This window comes from Helicobacter turcicus, assembly GCF_019711685.1.
GTDB classification, from domain to species: Bacteria; Campylobacterota; Campylobacteria; order Campylobacterales; family Helicobacteraceae; genus Helicobacter_D; species Helicobacter_D turcicus.
On the sequence record NZ_JAIGYQ010000002.1, the window covers coordinates 83,844 to 108,927 of the forward strand.

The 25,084-nt window shown below is 35.5% G+C and carries 30 protein-coding genes and 1 pseudogene; 14 read left to right on the plus strand and 17 right to left on the minus strand.

The genetic code is table 11. The features are described from left to right. The first annotated feature begins 33 nt into the window (after window positions 1-33). The 5 genes from hemE (at window position 34) to nspC (ending at window position 6,206) form a co-directional block, all read left to right on the plus strand. The gene (gene hemE / locus K4G57_RS01990) at window positions 34-1,053 is read left to right on the plus strand and encodes a uroporphyrinogen decarboxylase (RefSeq protein ID WP_221531571.1); all 1,020 of its coding nucleotides are present in this window, start codon (window positions 34-36) and stop codon (window positions 1,051-1,053) included. Between the two features lie 190 nt (window positions 1,054-1,243). Further along, window positions 1,244-3,358, plus strand: coding sequence for a carbon starvation CstA family protein (locus K4G57_RS01995; RefSeq protein ID WP_221531570.1), 2,115 nt, complete (start codon window positions 1,244-1,246; stop codon window positions 3,356-3,358). A 501-nt stretch (window positions 3,359-3,859) separates the two neighbouring features. Beyond that, a complete protein-coding gene (gene kcuS, locus K4G57_RS02000) occupies window positions 3,860-4,060 on the plus strand; it encodes a KCU-star family selenoprotein (RefSeq protein ID WP_283249661.1) in 201 nt (66 codons plus the stop codon). A gap of 84 nt (window positions 4,061-4,144) precedes the next feature. Next, complete coding sequence (locus tag K4G57_RS02005; protein WP_221531569.1) at window positions 4,145-4,981, plus strand: 3'-5' exonuclease; 837 nt, start codon at window positions 4,145-4,147, stop codon at window positions 4,979-4,981. Continuing rightward, window positions 4,905-6,206 (plus strand): carboxynorspermidine decarboxylase, encoded by a 1,302-nt coding sequence (gene nspC / locus K4G57_RS02010; RefSeq protein WP_236033164.1) that lies wholly within the window; start codon window positions 4,905-4,907, stop codon window positions 6,204-6,206. Before K4G57_RS02005 ends, nspC begins: the two co-directional genes overlap by 77 nt. On the opposite strand, the gene K4G57_RS02015 is transcribed toward nspC, so the two are convergent. Next, window positions 6,203-6,592, minus strand: a complete 390-nt coding sequence (locus K4G57_RS02015; protein ID WP_221531568.1) for a hypothetical protein — start codon at window positions 6,590-6,592, stop codon at window positions 6,203-6,205. The genes nspC and K4G57_RS02015 overlap by 4 nt on opposite strands. 95 nt (window positions 6,593-6,687) lie before the next feature. Between K4G57_RS02015 and K4G57_RS02020 the strand changes: the two genes are divergently transcribed. After that, on the plus strand, window positions 6,688-7,893 hold the full coding sequence (locus K4G57_RS02020) for a 2,3,4,5-tetrahydropyridine-2,6-carboxylate N-succinyltransferase (RefSeq protein WP_221531567.1): 1,206 nt from the start codon (window positions 6,688-6,690) through the stop codon (window positions 7,891-7,893). Between the two features lie 24 nt (window positions 7,894-7,917). Here K4G57_RS02020 and K4G57_RS09295 read toward each other — a convergent pair whose 3' ends face one another. The 6 genes from K4G57_RS09295 to K4G57_RS02045 form a co-directional block, all read right to left on the minus strand. After that, the gene (locus K4G57_RS09295; protein ID WP_346728167.1) at window positions 7,918-8,607 is read right to left on the minus strand and encodes a methyltransferase domain-containing protein; all 690 of its coding nucleotides are present in this window, start codon (window positions 8,605-8,607) and stop codon (window positions 7,918-7,920) included. Window positions 8,608-8,968: 361 nt separating this feature from the next. Then, a complete protein-coding gene (locus K4G57_RS09200) occupies window positions 8,969-9,100 on the minus strand; it encodes a hypothetical protein (RefSeq protein WP_283249662.1) in 132 nt (43 codons plus the stop codon). 45 nt (window positions 9,101-9,145) lie between these two features. Further along, window positions 9,146-10,252, minus strand: a complete 1,107-nt coding sequence (ychF, locus tag K4G57_RS02030) for a redox-regulated ATPase YchF (protein WP_221531566.1) — start codon at window positions 10,250-10,252, stop codon at window positions 9,146-9,148. Between the two features lies 1 nt (window position 10,253). Beyond that, complete coding sequence (locus tag K4G57_RS02035; RefSeq protein WP_221531565.1) at window positions 10,254-11,675, minus strand: leucyl aminopeptidase; 1,422 nt, start codon at window positions 11,673-11,675, stop codon at window positions 10,254-10,256. Next, window positions 11,656-12,261: a DedA family protein gene (locus K4G57_RS02040; protein ID WP_221531564.1), complete on the minus strand. Its 606-nt coding sequence runs from the start codon at window positions 12,259-12,261 to the stop codon at window positions 11,656-11,658. The genes K4G57_RS02035 and K4G57_RS02040 overlap by 20 nt, the downstream gene beginning before the upstream one ends. 56 nt (window positions 12,262-12,317) lie before the next feature. Beyond that, on the minus strand, window positions 12,318-12,650 hold the full coding sequence (locus K4G57_RS02045; protein WP_221531563.1) for a rhodanese-like domain-containing protein: 333 nt from the start codon (window positions 12,648-12,650) through the stop codon (window positions 12,318-12,320). Window positions 12,651-12,689: 39 nt separating this feature from the next. Between K4G57_RS02045 and K4G57_RS02050 the strand changes: the two genes are divergently transcribed. Further along, window positions 12,690-13,409 carry a uroporphyrinogen-III synthase gene (locus K4G57_RS02050; RefSeq protein WP_221531562.1) on the plus strand — a complete coding sequence of 240 codons (720 nt, stop codon included), beginning with the start codon at window positions 12,690-12,692 and terminating at the stop codon, window positions 13,407-13,409. A gap of 2 nt (window positions 13,410-13,411) precedes the next feature. Here the strand turns inward: K4G57_RS02050 and K4G57_RS02055 are convergent, their stop codons facing one another. The 5 genes from K4G57_RS02055 to K4G57_RS09035 all read right to left on the minus strand — a co-directional run bounded on the left by K4G57_RS02055 (window position 13,412) and on the right by K4G57_RS09035 (window position 16,203). Then, window positions 13,412-14,218 carry a M15 family metallopeptidase gene (locus tag K4G57_RS02055; protein ID WP_221531561.1) on the minus strand — a complete coding sequence of 269 codons (807 nt, stop codon included), beginning with the start codon at window positions 14,216-14,218 and terminating at the stop codon, window positions 13,412-13,414. Then, window positions 14,208-14,465, minus strand: a complete 258-nt coding sequence (locus K4G57_RS02060) for an HP0495 family protein (protein ID WP_221531560.1) — start codon at window positions 14,463-14,465, stop codon at window positions 14,208-14,210. The genes K4G57_RS02055 and K4G57_RS02060 overlap by 11 nt, the downstream gene beginning before the upstream one ends. An 11-nt stretch (window positions 14,466-14,476) precedes the next feature. Continuing rightward, entirely contained in the window at window positions 14,477-14,851 is a 375-nt protein-coding gene (locus K4G57_RS02065) for a YbgC/FadM family acyl-CoA thioesterase (RefSeq protein WP_221531559.1), read from the minus strand. A 98-nt stretch (window positions 14,852-14,949) separates the two neighbouring features. Then, complete coding sequence (selD, locus tag K4G57_RS02070; protein WP_236033174.1) at window positions 14,950-15,945, minus strand: selenide, water dikinase SelD; 996 nt, start codon at window positions 15,943-15,945, stop codon at window positions 14,950-14,952. A 15-nt stretch (window positions 15,946-15,960) separates the two neighbouring features. Beyond that, window positions 15,961-16,203: a hypothetical protein gene (locus tag K4G57_RS09035; RefSeq protein ID WP_236033161.1), complete on the minus strand. Its 243-nt coding sequence runs from the start codon at window positions 16,201-16,203 to the stop codon at window positions 15,961-15,963. 15 nt (window positions 16,204-16,218) lie between these two features. On the opposite strand from K4G57_RS09035, the gene K4G57_RS02075 reads away from it, so the two are divergent. After that, on the plus strand, window positions 16,219-16,995 hold the full coding sequence (locus tag K4G57_RS02075; protein ID WP_221531558.1) for a sulfite exporter TauE/SafE family protein: 777 nt from the start codon (window positions 16,219-16,221) through the stop codon (window positions 16,993-16,995). On the opposite strand, the gene K4G57_RS02080 is transcribed toward K4G57_RS02075, so the two are convergent. Then, complete coding sequence (locus K4G57_RS02080; RefSeq protein ID WP_221531557.1) at window positions 16,992-18,695, minus strand: cation:proton antiporter domain-containing protein; 1,704 nt, start codon at window positions 18,693-18,695, stop codon at window positions 16,992-16,994. The two genes, K4G57_RS02075 and K4G57_RS02080, sit on opposite strands and share 4 nt — an antisense overlap. Before the next feature lie 170 nt (window positions 18,696-18,865). On the opposite strand from K4G57_RS02080, the gene K4G57_RS02085 reads away from it, so the two are divergent. Beyond that, complete coding sequence (locus tag K4G57_RS02085) at window positions 18,866-19,360, plus strand: flavodoxin (RefSeq protein WP_221531556.1); 495 nt, start codon at window positions 18,866-18,868, stop codon at window positions 19,358-19,360. A gap of 160 nt (window positions 19,361-19,520) precedes the next feature. Here the strand turns inward: K4G57_RS02085 and K4G57_RS02090 are convergent, their stop codons facing one another. The 3 genes and pseudogenes from K4G57_RS02090 to nadD all read right to left on the minus strand — a co-directional run bounded on the left by K4G57_RS02090 (window position 19,521) and on the right by nadD (window position 20,800). After that, window positions 19,521-19,877: a methionine-R-sulfoxide reductase gene (locus K4G57_RS02090; protein WP_221531653.1), complete on the minus strand. Its 357-nt coding sequence runs from the start codon at window positions 19,875-19,877 to the stop codon at window positions 19,521-19,523. 45 nt (window positions 19,878-19,922) lie between these two features. Next, window positions 19,923-20,285, minus strand: a pseudogene (gene rsfS / locus K4G57_RS02095) (ribosome silencing factor); the annotation flags it as partial. After that, window positions 20,198-20,800 (minus strand): nicotinate (nicotinamide) nucleotide adenylyltransferase, encoded by a 603-nt coding sequence (nadD, locus tag K4G57_RS02100; RefSeq protein WP_221531555.1) that lies wholly within the window; start codon window positions 20,798-20,800, stop codon window positions 20,198-20,200. The gene nadD and the pseudogene rsfS, both read right to left, overlap by 88 nt. A 44-nt stretch (window positions 20,801-20,844) precedes the next feature. On the opposite strand from nadD, the gene K4G57_RS02105 reads away from it, so the two are divergent. Beyond that, complete coding sequence (locus K4G57_RS02105; RefSeq protein WP_221531554.1) at window positions 20,845-21,579, plus strand: prepilin peptidase; 735 nt, start codon at window positions 20,845-20,847, stop codon at window positions 21,577-21,579. A gap of 30 nt (window positions 21,580-21,609) precedes the next feature. Further along, the gene (locus tag K4G57_RS02110; RefSeq protein ID WP_221531553.1) at window positions 21,610-22,158 is read left to right on the plus strand and encodes an adenine phosphoribosyltransferase; all 549 of its coding nucleotides are present in this window, start codon (window positions 21,610-21,612) and stop codon (window positions 22,156-22,158) included. A gap of 37 nt (window positions 22,159-22,195) precedes the next feature. On the opposite strand, the gene K4G57_RS02115 is transcribed toward K4G57_RS02110, so the two are convergent. After that, window positions 22,196-23,320: a UDP-N-acetylglucosamine--N-acetylmuramyl-(pentapeptide) pyrophosphoryl-undecaprenol N-acetylglucosamine transferase gene (locus K4G57_RS02115; RefSeq protein ID WP_221531552.1), complete on the minus strand. Its 1,125-nt coding sequence runs from the start codon at window positions 23,318-23,320 to the stop codon at window positions 22,196-22,198. Between the two features lie 177 nt (window positions 23,321-23,497). Between K4G57_RS02115 and K4G57_RS02120 the strand changes: the two genes are divergently transcribed. The 3 genes from K4G57_RS02120 (at window position 23,498) to K4G57_RS02130 (ending at window position 24,918) form a co-directional block, all read left to right on the plus strand. Then, window positions 23,498-23,971, plus strand: a complete 474-nt coding sequence (locus K4G57_RS02120; protein WP_221531551.1) for an acyl-CoA thioesterase — start codon at window positions 23,498-23,500, stop codon at window positions 23,969-23,971. Window positions 23,972-24,034: 63 nt separating this feature from the next. After that, window positions 24,035-24,430 (plus strand): hypothetical protein, encoded by a 396-nt coding sequence (locus K4G57_RS02125; protein ID WP_221531550.1) that lies wholly within the window; start codon window positions 24,035-24,037, stop codon window positions 24,428-24,430. A 2-nt stretch (window positions 24,431-24,432) separates the two neighbouring features. Then, window positions 24,433-24,918, plus strand: a complete 486-nt coding sequence (locus tag K4G57_RS02130; RefSeq protein WP_221531549.1) for a tRNA (cytidine(34)-2'-O)-methyltransferase — start codon at window positions 24,433-24,435, stop codon at window positions 24,916-24,918. Window positions 24,919-25,084: the final 166 nt, after the last annotated feature.

The window sequence follows — 25,084 nt, forward strand, 5'->3', positions numbered from 1 at the left end:
CAGCAAAGATTTTATGCAAACAAAGGAAAAAGTATGGTTTTTGTAGATGCTTGCTTTAAAAGACACACGCCTTATACGCCGGTTTGGTTTATGCGTCAAGCTGGGAGATATTTAAGCGAATACAAAGAAGTGCGCAAACAGGCTGGAGATTTTCTCTCTCTTTGTAAAGATCCAAAACTCTCCTCAAAAGTAACCTTGCAACCTGTGGATATTTTGAATGTAGATGCTGCGATTTTATTTAGTGATATTTTGGTGATTCCGCTTGAAATGGGAATGGATTTAGGGTTTTTTGCAGGGGAGGGTCCAAAGTTTGCAAATCCCATTGAGAGCGCGCAAGATCTAGCAAAACTTAGTGAAAATGCCTATGAAAAACTAAATTATGTCTATGATACTATTGCCCTAACGCGTCAAAATCTGGCTCAAGACAAAGCACTTATTGGTTTTTGTGGTGCGTCTTGGACGCTTGCGACTTATATGATTGAAGGAGAAGGAAGCAAAACTTATCTAAAATCAAAAAAAATGCTTTACCAAAATCCAAAATTTTTACATCAAATTTTACAAAAAATTACCCATAATCTAAAAAATTATTTGGAATTCCAAATAAAAGCGGGAGTAAATGCTGTGATGGTTTTTGACTCTTGGGCAAGCGCGTTAGAAGAGAGTGCATATTTAGAATTTGGTTGGAAATATTGCAAAGAGATTGCGGATTTTATTAAGGGCAAGTATCCACACATTCCTGTGATTTTATTTCCTAAAGGTATCTCCGGATTTTTAGATAGAATTGATGGAAATTTTGATGTTTTTGGTGTGGATTGGAGCACACCTTTAGTTTTAGCAAAAGAAAAACTAGGCGCAAAATACACATTGCAAGGAAATTTAGAGCCATGCAGAATCTATGTAAGGGATTCTATGCTAGAGGGAGCAAAAGAGATTCTAGATTTAATGCAAGGAAGTGCGCATATCTTTAACCTAGGGCATGGAATGTTGCCAGATTTACCACGTGAGAATGCTATTGCTCTTGTAGAATTTATCCACAATTATAAATGCGTTTAAATCCACCTTGCTTAAACGCTCCACAAGAGTGCCACTTGAGAATAGATTTGAGTAAAAAATAAACATTTTTGATAGGTTTTTCAAAAAGAAACATAGAATATTCTCAAAATTTAAGTTTTTATTCTTTTGATTATTAGGATAAAAATATATAATAGCTACGCTTAGTTTAAGAATTTTTCAGGGAGTTTTTATGAACAAGATTTTAAGTATGGCTGTATGGGCGGTTGTTGCCTTTATCGGTGCTTGGGGTTTTGGTGTTTTGGCACTTCATAAGGGGGAACAAATCTCAGCAGTGTGGATTGTTGTTGCGGCAGTTTGTATCTACGCAATTGGCTATCGTTTTTATTCAAAATACATTGCAGAAGGGGTTTTAGGATTAGATGACAATCGTGCAACACCTGCTTTGACGCAAAATGATGGACGTGATTTTGTGCCGACAAATAAAATCGTCCTCTTTGGGCATCATTTTGCAGCTATTGCTGGAGCGGGTCCGCTTGTTGGTCCTATTCTTGCAGCACAAATGGGGTATCTACCCGGTATGATTTGGATTGTTGTCGGAGTTGTGTTGGCTGGAGCTGTGCATGACTTTACGGTGCTTTTTGTTTCAATGCGTCGTAATGGAAAGTCGCTAGGTGAGATTATTAAGTTGGAGCTTGGTAGTGGCGTGGGAAGTATTGCGATGATTGGAATATTGGGAATTATGATGTTAATTATTGCAATTTTAGCTTTAGTTGTAGTCAATGCTCTTGCGGAATCTCCATGGGGGCTATTTACGATTGCTATGACAATTCCTATTGCAATTTATATGGGAATCCATATGCGCTTTTTACGACCAGGTAAGATTGGCGAGGCAAGCATCATTGGCTTTGTGCTTCTCATTTTATCACTTTATTATGGGCAAGTGGTAGCAGAGAATCCTGTATTAGCTGAAATTTTTACTTTAAGCCCTGTAACACTTACTTATACTATGATTGGTTATGGTTTTGTTGCAGCAATTTTACCTGTTTGGTTCTTGCTTGCACCAAGGGATTATCTAAGCACATTTTTAAAAATCGGCGTTATCGTTTTAATGGCTGCTGGAATCTTATTTGTAGCACCCAATATTCAATTTCCTGCCACAACAAAATTTATAGATGGTAGCGGTCCTGTTTTTAGCGGACAACTCTTTCCATTCTTGTTTATCACCATTGCTTGCGGGGCTATTAGCGGATTCCATGCATTGATTTCAAGTGGAACAACGCCAAAAATGCTAGAGAGAGAATCCCATGCTAGAATGGTAGGTTATGGCTCAATGGTTATGGAATCTGCAGTCGCTGTTATGGCATTAATTGCAGCTTGTATTTTAACCCCGGGTTTATATTTTTCTATTAATGTTGCTCCTGCTGGACTTGGAACAATGGGTATTACAGATGTCGCTCAAGCAGCACAGGTTGCAGCACAGACGATTAGTAGCTTTGGCTTTGTAATAACTCCAGAAGAAATTCTAGGTATGGCAAATAACATTGGAGAAAATAGTATTTTAAGTAGAACAGGTGGTGCGCCAACATTTGCAATTGGTCTAGCAATGATTATATCGGAGATTCCGATTTTTAATCAAGGTTCTATGGCATTTTGGTACCATTTTGCAATTCTATTTGAAGCGTTATTTATCCTAACAGCCGTGGATGCAGGGACTAGAGCAGGGCGCTTTATGGTGCAAGATGTCTTAGGAAATGTGTATAAGCCAATTGGCAATATCCACTCAATGTTTTGGGGAGTGATTGCAACTCTGATCTGTGTTATAGGCTGGGGATATATTCTTTATCAAGGTGTTACAGACCCTCAAGGTGGTGTGAAATCACTTTGGACGCTCTTTGGTGTTTCTAATCAAATGTTAGCAGGTATGGCATTGTTGCTTGTGGTTGCAGTACTCTTTAAAATGGGTAAAGCTAAACAGGCATGGGTTGTAATCCTTCCTGCTGCTTGGGTTTTAATTTCAACGCTTTATGCTGGAATCTTAAAGTTGCTTCCTGCAAATGGAGAGAGAATTCACGATGCAGTCAGCCACATCGCACTTTGGCAAATCAATAGTGCAAAAGCCGCAACAGCGACAGATCCAGCTTTGGCGGAAAGGTTTGCTACAATTGCTACAAATAATTTGGTTAATGCAGGTTTGTGTGCGTTTTTTATGTTTGTAACTTGTTTGGTTTTAATCCAAACCATTAGAATCTGCATTAAATGCACAAAAGGCGAAAATACGATTCCACTTGCAGAATCCCCATATTTAAAGGCAAGTGATTATGAAGGACAAGTTGTTGCACATTAGTTTTTAATCTAAGGGGAATTTTCTCTTAGATTAAAAGTTTAGTGCTAAAAAAGTGGCATACTCACTTCTAAATATTTTAGAAATCTTATAAAATATATTCTGTATCTACAATAGGTGTAATTTAAAAAAATAGCAGATTAATTTTTAATCTCTAATATGAAATCAAGTAAGAAAGTTATTTCATAAAAATATTAGTTACAATAGGCTTGGTGCTACTTTTTAAAAAATTTGTGTTTATAGTAAAAACGATGCGGAGAAAGTAATAGAGTAATTGATATTGGTTAATAATTGCTAGATTGTTCTAGTAAAGAGAGATTGTTAAGATCATAAAAAGCAATGAAGTTATATGTAGCTAAAAACTATAACGAAGCAAAACACTCATAAAATTCCTTTGCATTGTGCTACTAAACTACATATTGCAATCTGTCTTATTTTATAAAATCTCTAGTTTTATTAGAATTTTAATTATAAATTTTTACAATTCTTAGCTAAGGATAATTTATGCAAAGAATGGTTTTATATTTAAAAATGCTCTATAAAAAATCCGATCGCTTTTTTCATTTGCTTGTTGGAATGCCAAGTTATGATAAATACTTGGAGCACTTTAAGAAAAATCATCCCGATGAGATTCCAAAATCTCAAAAGGAGTTTTTTAAAGAAGCCATGGAAGCAAAGTATGGTGCTGGGCGCAATAAATGCTGATAGGGAAAGCCATAAGGTTTATGGATACAAACTTCTAGCATTGATATTGCAATTCTGATTTTAAACTTGATAAATGGAATCTTGATGCCAAAACGCTATGATAAAATCCTCGCGATTCTAAATAAGCGACCACTTAGCGAGAATGAGCTTTTGAGTTTATTAACACCAGTAGCTGGGCTATTTGGTGATATTGAAAGTGAGCTTGAAATTTTTAAAAATAGTGGAATCCCTATTGAAATAGCACATAATAATATCTACTTTCGTCCAAAAATTACACCTATCATAAAAGAAACCTTTTGCATTGTGGATATTGAGACAAATGGGCATAATCCCTATATTCACGCACCTATTGAAATTGGTGCGCTTAAAGTGCGTGGTGGAGAAATTATTGATAGCTTTGAATCTTTTGTGTATAACATTGAGATTCCAGAATACATTACAAAAATCACTGGCATCAATGCGCAAATGTTAGAAAATGCTCCAAGGCTTACAAATGTGCTAGAGAAATTTAAGCTATTTTTGGGGGATAGCATTTTTGTGGCACATAATGTAGATTTTGATTATAACTTTCTTAGTCAATCCCTAGAGAGATGTGGCTTTGGATATTTGTATAATCCACGCCTTTGCACTCTTAAACTTGCACAAAGCACATTGGAATCACCTCGCTATTCTCTAGGTTTCTTAAACGAATTCTTGGGCATTAACCATCAAGATTTGCATCGTGCTTTGCGGGATTCTAAAACTGCATGGGAAGTCTTTAAAATCGCGTTAAAAAAGATTCCACAAAATCTTTACACAAGTAAGGATTTGCTAGAATTTGTCAAAAATACGCCAAAGGTTAAGTATGCGAAAGCAAAAAATGCAGAGTCAATCTACACAGAGTCTAAAAAAGAAGAATCCCAAAAGGGTAACACGTTCTAGTTTTTTAACTTGTAATTATCCGCAGTGTTTTAGGAATATTCCAAGCCCTTGTTATGTGCTTGAAGAAGAGAAGTTTGAGAACAATTTACAACTTTTAGATTCTGTGCAAAAGCGTAGCGGAGCAAAGGTTTTATTAGCACTAAAAGGCTATGCATTATGGAGAAGCTTTGAATTAGCAAAGAGATATTTAAGTGGCATAACAGCAAGTGGAATCTATGAAGCGCGGCTTGGCTATGAAGAATTTGGTAAAGAAGTAACGACTTTTAGCCCTTCTTATAAATTAGAAGAAATGCGTGAATTAGTGCAAATTTCAAACCATATTATTTTTAATTCTTTTGCCCAGTGGCAAACTTTTAAGGATTTAATTGATACGCAAAATGCTTTAAGGGAACGTAAAGGAGTTGCTAAGATTGAGGTAGGATTGCGCGTAAATCCAAAGTATAGTGAAGTAACTCCGAAAATTTATAATCCTTGTGTGGAGGGTTCTAGGCTTGGGATTATTCCAAAAGAGTTTAAAAAAGGCGTGAAAAAATATGGTTTAGAGGGGGTTAGCGGATTACATTTTCATACACATTGTGAGCAAAATAGTGATGCACTAAAGCGCACTCTAAAGCACTTTGTGGAGCATTTTGGTGCGTATATTCCGCAAATGCATTGGATAAACTTTGGCGGAGGACATCATATTACTCGTAAAGATTATGATGTGGATTTGCTCGTTAAAATTATCAAAAATTTTAGGAAAAAATATAAAACAGAAGTGTATTTAGAACCCGGTGAAGCGGTTGGTTGGCAGTGTGGATTCTTACTTGGTAGTGTGGTGGATATTGTAAAAAATGGAATGGATATTGCGATTTTAGATGTGAGTGCAGCAACGCATATGCCAGATTGTCTTGAAATGCCTTATCGCCCAAATGTACGTAATAGCTATGCTGCAAAGGCATATTTTAAAAAGGGTAAATTGCGTTTGAAGGGTGAGAAATTATATAGCTATCGTTTTGGTGGTCCTACTTGTCTAGCAGGTGATGTGATTGGGGATTATAGTTTCAAAGCTCCCTTAGAGATTGGCGATAGATTGATTTTTGAGGATATGGTGCATTATACGATTGTGAAAAACAATACATTTAATGGTGTTCCGCTTCCTAGTATCGGAGTAATTAGGAAGAATGGGAGTTTTGAGCTTTTTAAATCTTATTCTTATGAGGATTACAAGCACCGCAATAGTTAGCGGTGTCCTAAGCCAAACGTAAGTGCTTTATCTAACAGTGTTTTGCGTGCTGGATTTAGGGTTTTAAAACGGCGTTCAATTTCTAAAATCAGCTTTGCATTGACATTTTTATGTGCAGTTAAAATTGCAACAAATTCTAAATCAAAATCGTCACACTCGTCCATATAGCGTTCGTAAAACTTGCAAGCAGTTTGAGAGTGCTTACTAAGAGATTCTAGAGTGTTGTCTTTTGCCTTTAGAAGCTCTAGGAGTTCTTGTGCATTTGGAATTTTTGTTTGAGGGGTATTGGAATTTTTTTTTGTTTTGCTATTCCATAAAGCAAAACCAAATGCAATAAGAAGCAGCACACACACAAAAAGTATTGTAATTAAAATCCAACTTTGCATAAGCAACCTTTGAAATTGCAAATTATAGCGGATTTTTATAGTTTTTTGCTGACAATGCGTTATAATCTTATGATTAATTGTTAAGGAGATTTGTTATGAATCAAGCAGAATTTAAAGCAAAAGTTGAAGCAATCCAAAGCAGTTCAAATTATAAACAGCCCATTGGTTTTGGAATCTGTTTTGCTGATGTCGGTGTGGTAAGTAATAAGGTATTACAGGCAACTTATCCTGTGCTAAATTGGGGTGAGAATTTTGGAAGTTATGCGATTTTTTCTGCATTGCGTGAAGAATGCGAGGTGCTTGAGGATAGTGCAAGTGAATTAGTGTTAGGAATTACAGAAGAATTTGTGGTTAAAGCCTTAGAGGACTTTGCGCCATTTATTGCTCAAACACAAGCAAATCCAAACGTACATAAAAATGTTGCTGTGGTATTAGAATTACAACGCGCTTTGCAAGAAGATAGAATCTATACAGAAAATGGGGATTTTCGTTATAGATTTTGTGCTATTTATGAAGATGTGCAATGCAAAAGTGTAGAATCAGCATACATGAAGTTACTTGCGCTTTCTCTTGGTAAAGCACCTCTTAGAAGTTTGTATTTAGACGGAATTTTTGGATTACTTAGTAATGTTGCATGGAGTGGCAATGTGCCTTATGAGCTAGACTGGTTAAGAGAGAATGAAATCGCACTAAAAATGCGCGGAGAGTTTCCAGCTATTGACTTTGTGGATAAATTTCCGCGCTATTTAATGCAAGTGATTCCACAATATGATAATATCCGCCTACTTGATACTGCAAAAACGCGTTTTGGGGCATATCTTGGTAAAGGTGGTTATACGCAAATGCCCGGAGCTAGCTATGTGAATTTTAATGCAGGGGCAATGGGTGCTTGTATGAATGAGGGTCGCATTAGTTCAAGTGTGATTGTGGGTGAAGGTAGCGATGTTGGCGGGGGTGCTAGCATTTTAGGAGTATTAAGTGGTGGCAATAGTGATCCAATTAGTATTGGTAAAAATTGCCTTTTGGGAGTAAATAGCTCAACAGGGATTTCTCTAGGTGATGGTTGTATTGTAGATGGCGGAATTGCAGTGCTTGCTGGGACTGTGTTTAAAATCACAGAAGAGGAAGCAAAAAAACTTGCAGAGATTAATCCAAGTTTTGTGGTGAATGCAACAGGGCTTTATAAAGGGAGAGATTTATCGGGTAAAAATGGTGTGCATTTTAGACAAAATGCACAAACAGGAGAGATGATTGCATTTCGTTCTAATCGTAAGATAGAGTTAAACGCAGCACTGCATTAGAAGCTGGAATCCTTTTTGGATTCCTTAAACTTTTTTAATTTTAATTTCTCTTTTTGTCGTAATAATATCTCCCTTAAAGCCATTTTGTATGAGGTATTCTATAACTTCTTCTTCATAAAGTGGTGTTACGATTAAGATTGCTTCAATATTATCTAAGTATTCTTTTTGTGGAGGAAATATTTTAATATCTGAATTTTGTAAAAATTTATTATGTTTTATTGTATCTAAATCAAAGCAGTTTTTAATTTTCTCTAAAGAGTTTTGGTTTAAAAAGTTTAGCATTGTATTTCCATGAGCTCCCGCGCCATAAATAGCGACAGAGTTATAATTTTCTAATACGGAGTTTATTTGTTGGATTTGATGTGAGAACGTGTCATTAAAGTCATAAAGTTTAAATTTTAAATGCTTTTTTTTGAAGAATAATCCCATGTGCTGGTCACTATGAGTTAGAATCTTTTTAATAAAAGTGCATCCTAGTTTTTCAAGCGTGTTAATTAAGACATTTTCTTGATAATATCCACAATGATCATTGAAAATTTCATAGAATCTGTTGTGCTGTATGAATTCATCAATATTTGGAACCTCTATATAAAGAATCCCCCCATATTCTAAAAGCTTAACAACATCTTCTAAGAAAGCTTTTGGGGTGTGAATATGTTCAAGTAGATGTCTAAATATAATGCAGTTGATAGGTTTGGTAATTTTTTGTTTAATGGTGTCGTAGCTAAAAAATCTTTAATATGTTCTAGATTTTTTATTTGACCAATTTCTAGAGAGGATAAAGAAGGGTCTATGGAATACATAAAGTTTATATGATTGATTAGTGCAAATATTAAGTCTCCACGACCAGGAGCAATTTCAATGCAATTGGAATTTTTGGGGATAATCCTTAAAATTTCATCACTTATGTTTTTAATATTTGCAGACATGTTTTTTGAAACGGCTTTGCGTGGAATATAGTTTTCGTATTCTTTATAAGAGGTTGTAGGATTAAAAGAGCTATTAAATAGGTATCCACAATGATTGCATTGTGTTAATGTGATTGTTTTATCGCCTCTACCATATTTGGTATGTTTTATCTTGCCCCCCCCCCCTTATTTTCTGTGAAAGAGTGAATAGACACATAACCTGCTAATGTAAAAGCATCTTTAAGTTGAAAAAGACTATTTTTGCTTTGTATGTTTTGATAACATAATGGACAAACCATTTTAATTCCTTTTTTGTTGAGATTTGGAATTATAGTATTTTTTAGCTATACATTAAATCTAAAGTGCATTATATCGCCATCCTTGACGATATAATCTTTTCCTTCAACGCGCATCGCGCCAGCTTCTTTTGCTTTTGCTTCTCCGTTGTATTTGATAAAGTCCTCATAAGCAATAACCTCCGCACGAATGAAGCCTTTTTCAAAATCTTTATGAATCACTCCTGCTGCAACTGGAGCTTTATCTCCTTTGTGGATTGTCCAAGCACGTACTTCTTTGATTCCTGCTGTAAAATAGCTAATTAGCCCAAGCTTTTGGAATCCTAAACGAATAATTGTGTCTAAACCACTCTCTTGCACACCTAAATCCTTTAAAAATTCCGCTACTTCTTCATCGCTTAATCCCACTAGCTCTTCTTCAATTTTAGAGCAGAGTTTAATGACTTCTGCGCCTTGTTTAGAAGCATATTTTCTAAGTGTGGTAACAAAGGCATTATCAACACTCAAGCTTTCTTCATCAACATTTGCACCATAAATTATTTCTTTGTTGGTTAAAAAACGCAATTCTTTATCTAAAAGCAAAAAATAGCCATTAGTCTTATCATTAAATGTGCGCACAGCATTCCCGTCTTCTATGTGTTTTAAAAGAGTTTGCGCGACTTCAAGTTGAGCTTTTGCTTCCCTTTCTGTTCCGCTTTTTGCACTCTTTATAAGTTTTTCCACGCGCTTTTGGAGTGTTTGCATATCAGCAATTAATAGCTCTGTTTCAATAATTTCCACATCACGCAAAGGGTCAATGCTACCCTCTACATGCGTAATGTTGGAATCCTCAAAACAACGGATAATTTGCAAAATTACTTCAGTTTCTTTAATGTTTGCCAGAAATTGATTGCCAAGACCTTCACCCTTACTAGCACCCTTTACAAGTCCTGCAATATCCACAAATTCTACAACTGAATGTTGAATTTTTTGTGGATTGACGATTTTTGCTAGTGCATCAAGGCGCATATCTGGCACGGACACTATAGCCTTATTTGGCTCTATGGTGCAAAAAGGATAGTTTGCAGATTGTGCATTTTGTGTTTTTGTTAATGCATTAAAGGTTGTGGATTTTCCAACATTTGGGAGTCCTACAATACCAATGGATAAGCCCATATCAATCCTTTATTTTATGTTTGATAAATTCTACAATAGAGCGCACACTAGCACCTGTAGCTCCAAAGGGATTTACGCCCCATGCTTTTTCTACATAAGCAGGTCCTGCAATATCAAGGTGTAGCCATTTTTGTTGCAATTCTTGTGCGACAAACTCACCTAAAAACATACCTGCGCTAATTGCACTTCCATAGCGACTTGAAGGGATATTGCAAAGATCTGCTACATCAGAGTTGAATAATTTGCGCAAATACGGGTTAAAAGGCAGGGTTGCGCTAAGCTCACCCGCACTAAAGGCGATTTTATTAAAAGATTCTGCTAATTTTGCATTGTATCCCATAACACCAATGCTATAATCTCCAAGAGCCACCACACAAGCCCCCGTTAGCGTAGCAATATCAAGCAGAAAGTCCGGCTTTAAATCACTTGCATAGCTTAGGCAGTCTGCTAACACTAAACGCCCTTCAGCATCAGTGTTGCGCACTTCAATGCTCTTTTTATTGCGCGCAATTAAAATATCATCGGGTTTATATGCATTCCCACCAATCATATTTTCTGCTAACCCTAAGATTCCATGCACTTCGGCATTAAGCTCTAGCCTTGCTACGGCTTCTAGGATTCCAAGCACTGCGCAAGCCCCACTTTTGTCAGCTTTCATTGTTGTCATATAGTCTCCGGGTTTTAGGCTAAGCCCTCCAGAATCATAAGTTAAACCTTTACCAACAAGTGCAATTTTTGGAATCTTTTTGCCACTGGCATTTTTTGGCTTATAGGTTAGATGCACGAGATAAGGAGCATTTGAACTTGCCTTTGCCACAGCTAAAAACGCACCCATTTTTTCTTTTTCTAAGAATTTTTGTTCATAGACCATGCATGTAATTCCTAGTTCTTTTGCTTTTTTTGTAGCCATGTTAGCAACATATTCTGGCGTAGCAATTGCTGGGGGAGTGTTAATGATTTCGCGCACAGCATTAATGCTTATACAAATATGTTCTACTTCTGTGATTACAGCTTGTAAGGCTCTAGATTCTATTGTTTTAGAGTGTAAATAAATGGTTTTTAGTTTGCTTTGGGATTTTTTGCTTTTGTAGGTCTCAAAGCTATAATCTCCTAAAAATAGCCCTTCACACACTTCCTTTGCGCTCTGTAAATCTTCTATGCAAATGCTAGCTGTGGCGATATTTAGTTTTTTAATGGTTGGAATTGCATTTGCAATCGCATCACGTAATGCGTTTGGAAAAGGATAATTATAGCTATCCACACCGATAAAAATTTGCTCACCAATAAAGCAAACACCTTCACCCTTGTAGTCTCTAAGTGCTAACGCATCTTTTTGCGTCTTTGTTAGATTCTTTGGCAACTTTTTATTAAAAACTAATACAATCTCTAAATCACTTTTTTTGTCATTTGTTAGAATTTTCATTTGTATCTCCCATTATCTTTTTTTCAACTTTTGATGTAACTCTGTGTAAATAATAATAGATTCCACTGCCTAAAATTATCGCAAATGGAATCGCAACATAATAATGCTCTTTTGCATAATGCACGATTGCTAAAAGCTCCTCCCCAAAATAATATGCTAAAACTATCGTAATTGCCGCCCAAACAAGCGCACTAATAAGATTGATAAAGGCAAAGGTTTTTGCACTATAACGGGTCACCCCAATACTCATAGGAATTACTGTGCGCATTCCATAAAGATAGCGTTGCACAAAAATAATTGGCCAACCATAACGTTGTAATAATAAGTGAGCAAGGGCAAATTTTCTACGTTGCGTTTGCAATTTTTTGTAAATAAATTGCTTATTGTAACGTCCAATATAAAAATACACTTGGTCTCCGACAAATCCTCCAAGTCCAGCAACAACAACAGCAATGGGAATTGTCATATGTCCTGTGTGGCACATAATTCCAGCCATTATAAGCCCAAGTTCTCCCTCTAATGTACTCCAAATAAATAAAATAACATAGCCATAATCTTGTAACCATTGTGTAAATAACTCTTCCATAACCCTATTCTGCCTGCATTAAATTAAAGGTGAAATTTTAACAAAAATTTGCTTAATTACTCTAACCCTTCGCCTTCTTGTGGGATATTATATTTTTTGAGCGTAAAATAATTTGCGTCAATGTAATAAATATTTTCTAGCCCTTTTTGAACAAGTTGTGATCCAAAGTCTGCTGCAGTTGCACCACTATGGCAGTAAAGTAGAATCTTTTTTTGTGGATTTTCTTGTGCAATATAGGCAATGCGCTGCAAGGATTCAATATTTAGAGCACCTTTGATGTGGCTGATTAGAAAATATCCCTTTGAACGCAAATCAATCACAATAAAATCATCGCTATCAAGGGAGTTTAGGGAGATAGGTTTGGCTAGACTTTTGTTTTTGATATACATTTTATGCCTTTATCTGCCAAAATTAGCTAGAATAAAAAAATGATTTATTATATCACAAAAACAAATCCAGATTTAACGTATTTTCCTTTTGATGAACGTGTTTGGATTCTACCTTTAATCACTCTACAAACACAATTTGCAAAGGATATTGAGCAAAAGTTAAAAGCAAGTGATAGTTTAATATTCACTTCTAAAAATGCAATTTATGCGTTTAATGAAAATTTGGAATCCTTAGATAATGGCACTGCATTAAAAGAGCTTTGGGCGCGTTTGCCAAATTTTGTCATTGGGCAAGGGAGCGCAAATGCTTTAAAAGACTTGGGGATAGAGGCGAGTTTTATTGCTTCTAGTGCGTATGGAGAGATTTTTGCACAAGAGCTAATCCCTCATCTTAAGAAAAAAAATCCTTTATTCTTGCGTGCAAAAAAAATTGCTTCAAAACTTCCAGAAATCTTAAGAGAAAATGGAATTGCTTTAGAAGAAGTGATTGTTTATAAGAACACACCTAATTTTTTAGAAAATCCACCAAAATTACAAAAAGATTCCATTATTATTTTTAGCGCACCCTCACACATTAAAGCATTTTTACTAAACTTTCGTTGGGAGAGTAGCTTTTATGCGTTGTGTATTGGAAAAAGCACAAGTGCGGCTGCAAGGGAGCTTTTAAAGGGCTTTGGCACACTTAAGATTTTGCAATCACCAAAGCCAGATTTTAGCAGTGTATTAGAATTTGCATTAAGTTTGCAAGGAGACTTTTAGAGTTAGAGAGATTTAGAGTTTTTAAGTGTTTTAGATTCTGCATTTTTTAGTGCTTTTGCATAGCAGAGAATCTCTGGGCGGTATTCAAAATGCATTGTGTCATAATGCCACCAACGCCCACCCCAAATAAAGCCCTCTTCTTCAAAGATTTGGACGATGATTGCAGGAATTTGTGCAATGTCTTGATTTAACGCTTTTTGCTTGATGTCCCAAAGCCAGTAACGTGATTTTGCAACATTAATGTCAATTGCGATTCCAAAGCTGTGTGCACTTAAGCGATTTGTGTTTGCGATTTTGCGCCATTTGTATGTTCCGCCGATATTTTCTAAATATGTTAAAAGTTTTGGATTTTCTTTTGCGACTTGAATTAAGCGGTCTTTTACGCGCTTGAGTGCTGCGTATGCGCCATTTTGACTATTAAATAAAAGTTGGCTTCCATCCATCCATGTTAAAGGCTTTAAATGCGATTCTACATTTTTTTGATTTTCTCCATAAAGACTAGCTAAAAATGCATAATCATGAATGCGTGTGCTGTCTTTAAAAGGTTCTAAAGTGCGGAATCCTAAAGGGTAGGCATAGGCAAAACTATCTGCTAGATTGCCTGTGCGCAAGGCATTTTCGTAATCTTGCATATTATTGTGTTTTGGGATTTTGGTAAGCTCCCACAAAATATCCTTATAAGTCATACGATTTTGCTCAATAAAAAGTATTGGATAACTTTCTTTTAGGCATTGAAGTGCAAGATTAGGGTTTGCAAATGTGTAACTTAAAGAGCTAAAAAGAGTGAGAAAAAGAAACTTATAAAACAAATTTCACCCTAGAATCTTTTTGCAATGCTTGAAAAATCAAATCTCTCTCTTCTTGATTTTCTACTTCTATTGCGATATTTATGCTGTGGTATTTTCCACCGCTACTTTCCTTTCCTGGTGTGTGGATAAATTCTTTATTGATATTTTCTAGTGCTGCTAAATGTAGAGTTTGTTTATCCAGACCAATAATTCTATAATGCCAAGTGCAAGGGTATTGGATTTGGTTATTTGTTGCATTTTCTTCCATAAAAATCCTTACTAAAGTGATTTAAAAATATTTTCTGCCCAAAGTGGAATTTTTGTAATTTTCTGTGTTTTTACATCTAAACAAACAAGCGTTAATTGCGCTCTAAACACTTCTTTATCTTGCAGATAAATATTTTGAGCAAGTTTTAATGAAGCACTTTTTTGCGCAATTAGCTTAGTTTTAACTTCCAAAATATCACCTAGTTTTGCTGGATATAAAAATTCAATGTGCATATCCTTAACCACAAATCCAATTCCATCATTTAAGGGTGGAATCCCTGCTTGAAAAAAAACTTCAGAGCGTGCCCTCTCACAAAATTTTAAATAATTTGAGTGATACACGATTCCGCCACAATCTGTATCCTCATAAAATACACGAATTTGCATTGTGATTCCTTTTTAAGTTAATCTATTGTTAAAATTAATTTTAGAAATTTTTGAAGTTCCATACTTTTTAAGGCAGGATACAAAAAGATTCCAAAAATCTATTCTACAAAAATTCTAGTAGAATCTTTTGTATTATAAGGCTCAATTTCTCCAATAATCTCTGCAGATTCTATACCTTTATCTTGTAATGCTTTACAAAGGTCTTTAGCCTTAGCTTTACTAAGGGCGAAAACAAGCCCTCCAGAAGTTTGTGCATCATAGAGTAAAATCTCTAAGTTTTTGTATTTTGCGCTTTTATTTAGGCTAAATTTACACAAGTGTTCTATTGCTTTTTGATTACCACAACTTCCTCCAGGAATAATACCATCATGCGCAAAGGGAATTGCCTCCTCTATAAGAGGAATTGCATTGCTATTTATGCGGATATTAATGCTAGGATTTAGCATCTCACTTAAATGCCCTAAAAGTCCAAACCCTGTAATGTCTGTGCAAGCGTGGATTTCAAACTCACTTGCAATCTCGCAGGCATAGCGATTAAGGGTCGTCATAATCTTAGAGATTTTTTCTTGTGTGTTGGGATTGAGTAGATTTGCCTTTAGTGCAGTGGTTAAAACTCCTATTCCAATAGGTTTTGTAAGGATTAGTGCATCGCCTATTTTTGCTCCATTGTTGCGCCAAATTTTATTAGGATTGATAATTCCGCTCACACTTAAGCCATATTTTTGCTCACTATCAACTACTGTGTGTCCGCCTACAAGAGCCCCTCTTGCTTCCTTAATCTTAGATAATCCTCCCTCTAAAATTGCGCGTGCATAGTGTTTTGGGATTCTACACATATCCCACATCATTAGATTAAGTGCGCAAGTTACTACACCGCCCATTGCATAGACGTCACTTAGTGCATTTGCTGCAGCAATCTGCCCATAGACAAAGGGATCATTGACTACAGGAGTGATAAAGTCTGCTGTCTGTACAAGTGCTAAAGTAGGGCTTAAGCGATAGACACCAGCATCTTCACTGCCTCTAAAATCAACTAAAATATCGGAATTTACATTATTACATAGTGAGTTTGCAATATGTGAGAGGTCTTCCAGACCTACTTTGCCCGCTCAACCAGCAACTTTAACGAAATTTGTTATTTTGATTGGCTCTTCCACTGCTTCTACCTTTAATGTTAGCTCTATGCACAAATTAGTGTTTTTTAGATTCTGTATTTTGTAGTTTTGTTTGTGCGATTCTATCATATTTCTTGTGATTTTAGTTTTGAGCCTTACTATATTTTTGGCTTGTTTTGGTAGAATGGGCTGCTTATTTTGTATATTAAGCAGTGCAAATCTACACAAGAAACCCACACATAAGGAAAACCTATGGAGCTACTAATTTTAGAGCCTTTTTATAGTATTGCACTTTTTAGTATTGGAATCCTAACAGGAATCTTAGCGGGATTCTTTGGTATTGGTGGTGGGGCAATTCTAGTGCCACTTGTAATAATGTTAGGACATGATATAAAAATCGCTATTGGAATCTCTATTATGCAGATGATTTTTTCATCAGTCTATGGCTCTTATGTGAATTATAAGCATAAGTTATTAGATATAAAAGATGGAATTTATGTAGGGATTGGTGGGCTTGTAGGAGCTGCATTTAGTGGATTTGTGGTTGATTATGTGGCTTCTAAAACGTTAGAAATTGTTTTTAGTCTTTTTATTGTGTATTCTTTTGTAAAACTTTTTAAGGCTAGTGCTTATGGTGGTAAGAAGCGCATAGGGGAGGGCGTGGCTTCTAAATTATTTTTGGTGCTTTGTGGGTGCTTTGTGGGTGTGTTTGCTATCTCGCTTGGTATTGGTGGAGGTATGATGTTAGCACCTCTTTTGACGTATTATTTAGGATATAGCAGTAAGCAGATTATTCCCTTGTCTTTATTTTTTGTGATTTTCTCTTCTATCTCTGGTTTTGCTTCCTTAGCATTACATGGTTATGCAAGCTTTAAAGAGGGAGTGATTGTGGGAATTGCGTCTTTAATTGGTGTAAGGATTGGAATCTTTATGCTCTCTAAAATTGATGCTAAAAAGCATAAGGCAACACTACTTATTATGTATGCTGTTGTGCTTAGCATAATGTTTAAAAAAATGTTTTTTAATTAGATTTTGGATTCTTCTCCCTCTTCATACATTGCATCTTTTTGCTCTTCAATTGCTTTTAAAGCAAGATTTGAGAGAATCACTGCGCTTTCTTCGTGATTGTTGATTACTCCATAAAGTCCCATTCCTTTTAATGTTTCTTCTAGATTGTCATCATCAGTTTGAACAATAATTCTAATGTGATAGGAAATATCCATTATATGGTGGCACGCCTGTGTGATAGCATTTGTAGATTCTACGCACAAGATTACCGCAGTGGAATTTTGTGCTTCTACTTCTTTAAAAATCATCTTGTCTGTGATATTTCCATAGACAATATTAATTCCATCCTTTTGGGCATCTTTTACGCGGTCGTAATTGGACTCTATAACTAGTATGTTAATATTGCAACCCTCTAAAAATTTCACTACTTTTTTGCCTAAGAGTCCATATCCACATACAATAACTTCATTAAAAGCCATCTCTTTTGGCGTGCTAAATGTATTGTCTTTGTTACGTATTCGCGTTGGAATTTGAAGTAAGCGAAGCATAAAATTTGTGCAAGTATCTAAGCGTTCTAGTATAAAAGGTGTGGCAACCATTGAAAAAATCACCATTAAGGTTAGGAATTGGTAGATGTCATGTGGGGTAAATTTTACTAGAGATTCCTGCCCAAAAATCCAGCTTAAGATTCCGCCATCAAGCTTTAAATTAAGAATCTTATGTTGGCTTGCAAGTAGAAAAATTGCAAAGGAAAATTCTCCGATTTGAGAAAGAGAGAGTGCGACGCGCATACCGATTCTAGCACCCCTAAATATGCTCAAAAAAACAAACATTATAAGTGTCTTTACTAGAAGTATTAGCGCACATAAAATTAACACAATAATAAAATATTTTACAGCAAAAACTACATCTACTTGCATTCCAATAGTGATGAAAAACACGCCGAGTAATAAATCTCTAAAATAGACCAAAACGCTTGCTACTTGATATTTAAATGGTGAATTTGACACAATCATTCCAGCCAAAAACGCACCAAGAGAGAGCGAGAATCCAAAATATTTGCTCAAATACGCAGAGCCTAGCACAATTAAAAATACCGTTCCTACGAAGATTTCATCAGTTTTCATTTTTGCGCTAGAGCGTAGAGCAATCCTTGCTAAAAAGCGTCCTGGTAGAATTAAGAGTAGAAGCACTGCTAAAGCAGATATTCCCGTGTTTAATAGCATTTCTCCCATGCTCAAACTTGTATCACTTAAAAGTTTAATGATAAGTAAAATGGGAATTACAGCAATATCTTGAAACACCAAAATCCCAACAGAAGCTTCACCATAAGACGTTCTAGTGGCATCAATTTCATTTAAATGCTTTAAAACAATCGCTGTTGATGATAGGCTTACAGCACTTGCAATAATCACAGAAGTGTTAAAATCAAAGCGCAACAAAAAATGGCAAATTGCAAAAAATGCCACAATAGAGATTCCAATTTGTAATCCTCCAAAGAGCAATACTTCCTGTTTCATTTGTGTGATTTTTTTAAAGCTAAAATCAAGCCCAATCATAAACATTAAAAACACGATTCCAAGTTCAGCGGCTTCATTTAAATCCACAGAATCTTCTAAGCGGAATCCAAAAATATAAGTTGTCAGTGTTCCTGTAACAATATACCCAATAATTGCAGGAATCTTTAAGCGATTTAATACGATACCAGAGACCACAGCCATTGCCAAGACGCAAATTATTATGAATAGTGGATCGATGGGATTCTCCTTAAAAAATAGGAATTATATAGTATTTGTTGGGGCAAATCAACAAACATTAATTTTATATAGGAATTGTTTTATTTGCTTAATCTTTTTTGTTATGCTTCCGAACAAATTTTAAAAGGAATTGTATGGAAACAATTGGTTTATTCTATGGAAGTGATAGTGGAACAACGCAGAAAACTGCGCAAAACATTGCAAAATATTTAGGAAATGTAGAATTGCATGATGTTGCAAAAAGCACTAAAGAGACTTTAAAGACGTACAAGAATTTAATTTTAGCCACTCCAACCTATGGAGCAGGGAATTTGCAAGGAGATTGGGAGGAATTTTTAGGTAAGCTAGATTCTAGTGATTTTGCAAACAAGACCATAGCACTTGTAGGTTTAGGAGATCAAGAGAGTTACGAATACACATTTTGTAATGGTTTGTATTTTCTTTATGCCCTAGCACATAAGGAGGGGAAAATCATTGGACAAACATCACTTGATGGCTATTCTTATGCGGATTCTAAAGCAATTGTGGATAACGTATTTGTGGGGCTAATTATTGATGAAGTCAATCAAGAAGAACTCACGCAAGAACGTATCCAAAATTGGTGCGATTCCATAAAGGTTGCTTTTTAAGGGTAATGTGGAATTTTAGATTCCGCATTTGAAATTTTTAGATTAAAGATTCAAAATTTTTCAGTTTTTATTTAAAATAATTGTAAAAATTATATTTATAAAAATTGATAAAAATTTAGAATTTTTTTAAAAATTTTTAAAAATAAAAATATTAAGATTGCTATTCTCCATTAAAAATCAAAGCAATAGAATTCACACAATGACGAGTGTTTTTCTCTGTAAAACCTTCTCCAAAAAAGATATGTCCAAGATGTCCGCCACATTTAGCACAAATAATTTCTGTGCGCCTACCATCAGCGTCTAGTTGTTCTTTTATCGCACCTTGAATGCACGCATCAAAGCTAGGCCATCCACAGCCGCTGTGAAATTTACTTGTAGATTCGTATAAAGGCGTATTGCATTGTTTGCAGACATACACTCCTTTTTTAAAGAAATTTTCGTATTCTCCGCTAAATGGTGCTTCTGTACCTTTGTGTAAAATGACTCTTTGTTCTTCTGTGTTGAGTGGATTATACATTAGCAATTCCTTTTGCTTAAGAATTTTTTGCAAAAACTCTTCTAAATTAAATTTTTTGCGTTGATTTTCTGTAAAAATATGCACTATAATATCACCCAAATCCACAACAATCCATTCAGGATTTTCATCATCAATATGATAAAAACTTTCTCCTTTTTCTTTGAGAGGTTTTTTAAGGGCATCTAGAAGTGCTAATGCGTGGCGATCAATAAGTGCGGTTGTAATCACAACAAAATCCACAAAATAATCTGTCTCACTAAGGTTAAAAACCTCAATGTTTTCAGCTTTTTTATCCTCCAAAATTTGGCAGATTTCTTGCACTAATGCTTTTCTATTTTCTTGCAATTTGCTTCCTTTATCACAGATTCCAAAATTGTGTGTGGAATCCAATCTTTTAGTGCCGCGCATTTCCCAATCTCTAGCATTTGACGCAATTGTGTCGCACTAATTAGAATTTCTTGAAATTTTAATGTTGCGTAATTTTTGGGGATTGCGTAGCCATTGCGTGGAATTATAACAAATTCTATATTTTTTTCTAGCCATGTAAATTCCGCCCATTTGGGCAAGGATTCCACATTATCCGCGCCTAAAAGTAAAAAATACCGCGCCTCATTCCCAAAATCATAGGAATCCAAAATATACTTTAGTGTCTTAAAAGTCGGTGTGGGTGCATCTTGGCGCACTTCAAAATCTAGCACTTTAATCTTGCTTTTTTCACTTTGCATACTCTCTACTAATTGCTCTAGCCATGTTAGACGTACTTTTGGGGAGAAATAAAATGCACTTTTAAAAGGATTTAAAAAGCTAGGCACGACAAAAAGCATATCAAGTTTAAGTTGTAAAATAGCACTTTTTATAATTTCTAAATGTCCATTGTGTGGAGGATCAAAAGAGCCTCCAAAGATTCCAATGCGCTTTTGCATACACTGCCTTTTTTTGGTTAAAATTCTAGCAAAAAGAGTGTGCAATGGAAATACTAATTTGGCTGTTTGTTCTAGCTTTTGGAGCAAGTTTTGGTGCATTTGCAAATGTCTTAATTTATAGAATTCCACGTAATCTTAGTATTTTTATTCCAAACTCTTTTTGTCCTAAGTGTAAAACACCTCTTTCTTGGAGTGATAAAATTCCACTTTTTAGTTTTCTTTTATTAAAAACAAAATGCCGCTATTGCAACTCTAGGATTCCAACTTTTTACTTCTTAAGTGAGCTTTTTGGTGGGTTGCTTGCGCTCTTTTGCTACGCATATTTTTTTACCACACCAAGCGCATTAGCACTCTTTTTTCTTGTGCTTGTCTTTTATGCGCTAAGTGCGATTGATGTGCATTTTTTAGCCATTCCAGACTCGCTAAACTTCCTAGCATTAGCTCTTAGCTTAATCTTTGCATTTTTTTATTACAATGAATTATGGATTTCTTGCATTATTTGTCTAAGTTTCATCGGTTTTGCCACGTTTTTGCGTTTATTTGTCAGTTTCCTAGTAGGTAAAGAAACATTAGGGGAGGGTGATTTGTTACTTTTTGGCACAATAGGTTGCGCACTTGGCGTATTTTATGGCGCTATGGCAATTTTTATTTCTGCCTTGTATGCACTAGTTTTTTTGCTTGTAATGCGTCTATTTTGGGGATATAAAAACATTGCTATCCCCTTTATTCCCTTTTTATTTTTGGGGTTTTTAAGTGCATTTGCGTGGCAAATAGTATAAAATACACGCATTTTAAACAAAAGGAATGCCATGCTAAAGCTTGAAGAGAAGGAATTTTTATTAAACTCTATCCGCGTTATTTATGACTATCCACAACCTGGAATCATATTTCGCGACATTACAACACTTATCAATAACAAACAAGCCTTTAGTTTAACTATAAACCACCTAAAAGAGCGTTATATAGGTTATAACTTAGATTTCATTGCTGGTATTGAGTCTCGAGGCTTTATTTTTGGGACAGCACTTGCTTATGCTCTAAATATTGGCTTTGTGCCAATTCGTAAAAAAGGAAAACTCCCCTATACAACCATTTCAGAAAAATATGCATTAGAATACGGGTTTAGCGAGATTGAAATCCATATTGATGCTTTTAAAGACACACAAAAAGAGATTCCAAATGTTTTGTTGATTGACGATTTAATTGCTACGGGTGGAACGGCGCTTGCAGCAGCAAATCTCATTAAGCAAGCAGGTGCGCAGTGTGTAGAGTCTTGTTTTATTATTAATCTTAAAGATTTACAAGGCGCAAAAGCAATGCGTGAGCGCACACAAGTATATAGTTTGTTAGATTTATAACTAATTTTTTACTTTTGGGGCTTTGAGATAAATACAACTAGGCTTTAGTGCTTATTGTGCGTTCTATTGTGGCACACATTTGTTTTGTTGCATCCATAGCACATTCTTTTTGTAAATCTGTGCTAACTTGTGCAATTTTATCCTCTAAAAGCTCCAAGCACTCCCACAGCACTTCACAAAAAAGATTCTGCTCTAAACATAAAAATCCAAGTCCCTTTTCTTCAATAAACTTTGCATTATAATATTGATGGTTTCTAGCTGCGTAAGGATAAGGCACAAAGAGTGCTGGTAAGCCATTTGCACACAATTCCCATAGCGAACTAGCCCCAGCTCTACACACTGCAAAATCACAAAGCGCATACACGCTAGGCATTTCTTTACAAAAGCTAAAGACCACGACATCAACGCTATTTATGGAATCCAATTCCACGCAATGCACTTTCTGCTGCATTTCTGATTCTAGCTCTGTCTTATCAAGCACGCCAACGCTTAAGCCTTCATTAATATACTCCTCCACCACACGCACAAAATCTGCTTTACCGCTTTGGTGGAATACCCTAATTCCACGTCTTTTTAGTTCTTCTGCCACACCTATGGCAAAGGCATTAATTGCCCTTGCCCCTTGTGAGCCACCCATAAATAGCACATTCTTAATTGCATTTCTAACTCTAGCTTTTTTAAAAAATACTTCCATTATCGGATAAAATTTAATTGGAGAACTCTCTAAATACGAGGAGAAAAACACCTTTGCAAAGGGTTTTAAAATCTTGTTTAGTCGTCCAATCTCTGCGTTTTGCTCATGGATAATAAGTGGAATCCTAAGCAAACATGCTCCAAAAGCTGCAGGAGCTGCAGAATATCCCCCAACAGATAGCACGAAATCAGGCTTAAATTCCTTTAAGATTCTACATGCTTCCTTTAGCGCACATCCTTGTTTCCAAAGTGCTTTTAAGAATCCAATTCCACGTTTATTTACAACCCCGCTTGTTTCTAAAAACCATTTTTTATTCAAATGCGTTTCATTTTCAAAATACATTTTATCCGCTCCACTACTAGAGCCGATAAATACACATACATATCCACGTGCTATAAACGCATACAAAAATGTTCTAGCCACGCTTAAATGCCCACCAGTGCCACCACCAGTAATTACAACACGCATTAAAATCCTTTGAGTTAAAATAAGGGATAACAAAATAAAATTCACAAATTATACCAATTATCGCAAAAATGTAACAACTTAGCCTAAAAGTTAAAAATTTTTATCCTTTTTTTGTAAAAACAGGGTAAAAAAAATGCTAATATATTGTCAAATCCATGAAAATTTAAGGAATCCAAAATGAATAATTTAGAAAATGTTTTTGACATCAAATCCCTAACGATGTCAATTCTAATGACTCCAGCTGTTGCGAATTTCAAAGGGCGTGTGCATGGTGGCGACCTCCTCAAGCTTCTAGACCAAGTTGCCTATGCTTGTGCCTCTCGCTATTGTGGGAATTATTGCGTAACACTTTCTGTTGATAGTGTGAATTTTAAATATCCCATTGAAGTAGGCTCACTTGTAACTTTTCTAGCATCTGTAAATTATACGGGAAATAGCTCACTAGAAGTTGGAATCAAAGTTATTGCTGAAGATATTCACAAGCGCACCGTAATGCACACAAACAGCGCATATTTTAATATGGTGTGTGTAGATAGTAATGGTAAGCCCACAAAAGTTCCACCGCTAGAGCCAAAAACAGATATAGAAAAGCGTCGCTTTGAAAACGCTAAAAAACGCAAAGCAAATCGCATAGAGCTAACAAAAAAATAAATCTAGCTCTTTAACTCTCATTTGTGCGTTTAATCTGCTATAATTTATCTTTTTGGAGAAGTTATGCAAAAGCAGCAAAAGCAAAACGCACAAGAAAATCACAATTCTACCCATTTAGATTCCCCAGCAAACTTAACGTTTAAGCATGATATTATCAAATACAAATTTACGCAGTTTTGCAAGCAAAATACCCATGCCATCGCACTTTTGTTAAAAGCACTTTTGCAAGGTGCGAAGCATTACCCAAAAGCAACTTTAGAACAAGCATTTTTGCAAGGACATTGTGCAACAGAATCCAAATCTGATTCCATTGATACTACATTAAAAACTAGTAGTGGCAAGGATTCTATGAATAGTATTGCAAAAACTTCTAGTGATGGCATTAAAGAAAATCCCATAAATGCAAAATCCAATACTACAACTCCAAAAAAACCAGCCCCATTAAACCTAGAAGGATAGTTGTGCGGTTTCATATCGTTTTGCATCAGCCACGCATTCCACAAAACACAGGCAACATCGGAAGACTTTGCTTTGCAAGTAATACCATTTTACACCTTATTCATCCTCTTGGCTTTTCTCTTGCACAAAAAGAACTAAAACGCGCTGGTATGGATTATTGGAGAGATTTAGAAGTCTATGAGTATCTAAACGTAGAATCTTTTTTTAAAGCCCACCCCATTTTAGATTCCACTTCTAAAGAAACAAATCTCTTACCACATTTTTTTCTAACAACCAAAACTAAAGTCCCTTACTACACTGCTTCTATGCAACAAGGTGCATATCTTCATTTTGGTCGCGAAGATGCTGGATTGCCACAAGAGCTTCTTAGTGCGAATTTCAAGCATTGCTTCACAATTCCTATGCAAAATAATGCTCGCAGTCTAAATCTCGCTACAAGTGTTGGAATCGTTTTGTATGAAGGAATCCGTCAAGCCACGCTTTGCTAAATTTCATCAAAGATTTAATGTAAATGTTATCAAGTTTCATTTTTAAAAATACATTTCTATTACACCGCTAAAGCTGATACATATATCTACATCATAATTCCAGAAAATGCTTTAAGCTTAATCTGTAAATCTTAGGATGCAATAAACTAAGAAAAATTTCTGATTT

Excerpts from the sequence above, each read along its gene's own strand:
- K4G57_RS02115 (WP_221531552.1), bottom strand. The coding sequence starts at position 23,320 with ATGCGTGTTGTAATTACTGGTGGTGGCACTGGTGGGCATTTAAGCGTG.
- K4G57_RS02120 (WP_221531551.1), top strand. The coding sequence starts at position 23,498 with ATGAATAATTTAGAAAATGTTTTTGACATCAAATCCCTAACGATGTCA.
- K4G57_RS02035 (WP_221531565.1), bottom strand. The coding sequence starts at position 11,675 with ATGAAAATTCTAACAAATGACAAAAAAAGTGATTTAGAGATTGTATTA.
- hemE (WP_221531571.1), top strand. The coding sequence starts at position 34 with ATGGTTTTTGTAGATGCTTGCTTTAAAAGACACACGCCTTATACGCCG.
- K4G57_RS02085 (WP_221531556.1), top strand. The coding sequence starts at position 18,866 with ATGGAAACAATTGGTTTATTCTATGGAAGTGATAGTGGAACAACGCAG.
- K4G57_RS02060 (WP_221531560.1), bottom strand. The coding sequence starts at position 14,465 with ATGGAAGAAAATGCAACAAATAACCAAATCCAATACCCTTGCACTTGG.
- K4G57_RS02080 (WP_221531557.1), bottom strand. The coding sequence starts at position 18,695 with ATGGCTGTGGTCTCTGGTATCGTATTAAATCGCTTAAAGATTCCTGCA.
- K4G57_RS02050 (WP_221531562.1), top strand. The coding sequence starts at position 12,690 with ATGATTTATTATATCACAAAAACAAATCCAGATTTAACGTATTTTCCT.
- K4G57_RS02075 (WP_221531558.1), top strand. The coding sequence starts at position 16,219 with ATGGAGCTACTAATTTTAGAGCCTTTTTATAGTATTGCACTTTTTAGT.
- K4G57_RS02065 (WP_221531559.1), bottom strand. The coding sequence starts at position 14,851 with ATGCAAATTCGTGTATTTTATGAGGATACAGATTGTGGCGGAATCGTG.
- K4G57_RS02040 (WP_221531564.1), bottom strand. The coding sequence starts at position 12,261 with ATGGAAGAGTTATTTACACAATGGTTACAAGATTATGGCTATGTTATT.
- kcuS (WP_283249661.1), top strand. The coding sequence starts at position 3,860 with ATGCAAAGAATGGTTTTATATTTAAAAATGCTCTATAAAAAATCCGAT.
- K4G57_RS02090 (WP_221531653.1), bottom strand. The coding sequence starts at position 19,877 with ATGTATAATCCACTCAACACAGAAGAACAAAGAGTCATTTTACACAAA.
- K4G57_RS02105 (WP_221531554.1), top strand. The coding sequence starts at position 20,845 with ATGGAAATACTAATTTGGCTGTTTGTTCTAGCTTTTGGAGCAAGTTTT.
- ychF (WP_221531566.1), bottom strand. The coding sequence starts at position 10,252 with ATGGGCTTATCCATTGGTATTGTAGGACTCCCAAATGTTGGAAAATCC.
- K4G57_RS02020 (WP_221531567.1), top strand. The coding sequence starts at position 6,688 with ATGAATCAAGCAGAATTTAAAGCAAAAGTTGAAGCAATCCAAAGCAGT.
- K4G57_RS01995 (WP_221531570.1), top strand. The coding sequence starts at position 1,244 with ATGAACAAGATTTTAAGTATGGCTGTATGGGCGGTTGTTGCCTTTATC.
- nspC (WP_236033164.1), top strand. The coding sequence starts at position 4,905 with ATGCGAAAGCAAAAAATGCAGAGTCAATCTACACAGAGTCTAAAAAAG.
- K4G57_RS02125 (WP_221531550.1), top strand. The coding sequence starts at position 24,035 with ATGCAAAAGCAGCAAAAGCAAAACGCACAAGAAAATCACAATTCTACC.
- K4G57_RS02005 (WP_221531569.1), top strand. The coding sequence starts at position 4,145 with ATGCCAAAACGCTATGATAAAATCCTCGCGATTCTAAATAAGCGACCA.
- K4G57_RS02110 (WP_221531553.1), top strand. The coding sequence starts at position 21,610 with ATGCTAAAGCTTGAAGAGAAGGAATTTTTATTAAACTCTATCCGCGTT.
- nadD (WP_221531555.1), bottom strand. The coding sequence starts at position 20,800 with ATGCAAAAGCGCATTGGAATCTTTGGAGGCTCTTTTGATCCTCCACAC.
- K4G57_RS09200 (WP_283249662.1), bottom strand. The coding sequence starts at position 9,100 with ATGGTTTGTCCATTATGTTATCAAAACATACAAAGCAAAAATAGTCTT.
- K4G57_RS02015 (WP_221531568.1), bottom strand. The coding sequence starts at position 6,592 with ATGCAAAGTTGGATTTTAATTACAATACTTTTTGTGTGTGTGCTGCTT.
- K4G57_RS02045 (WP_221531563.1), bottom strand. The coding sequence starts at position 12,650 with ATGTATATCAAAAACAAAAGTCTAGCCAAACCTATCTCCCTAAACTCC.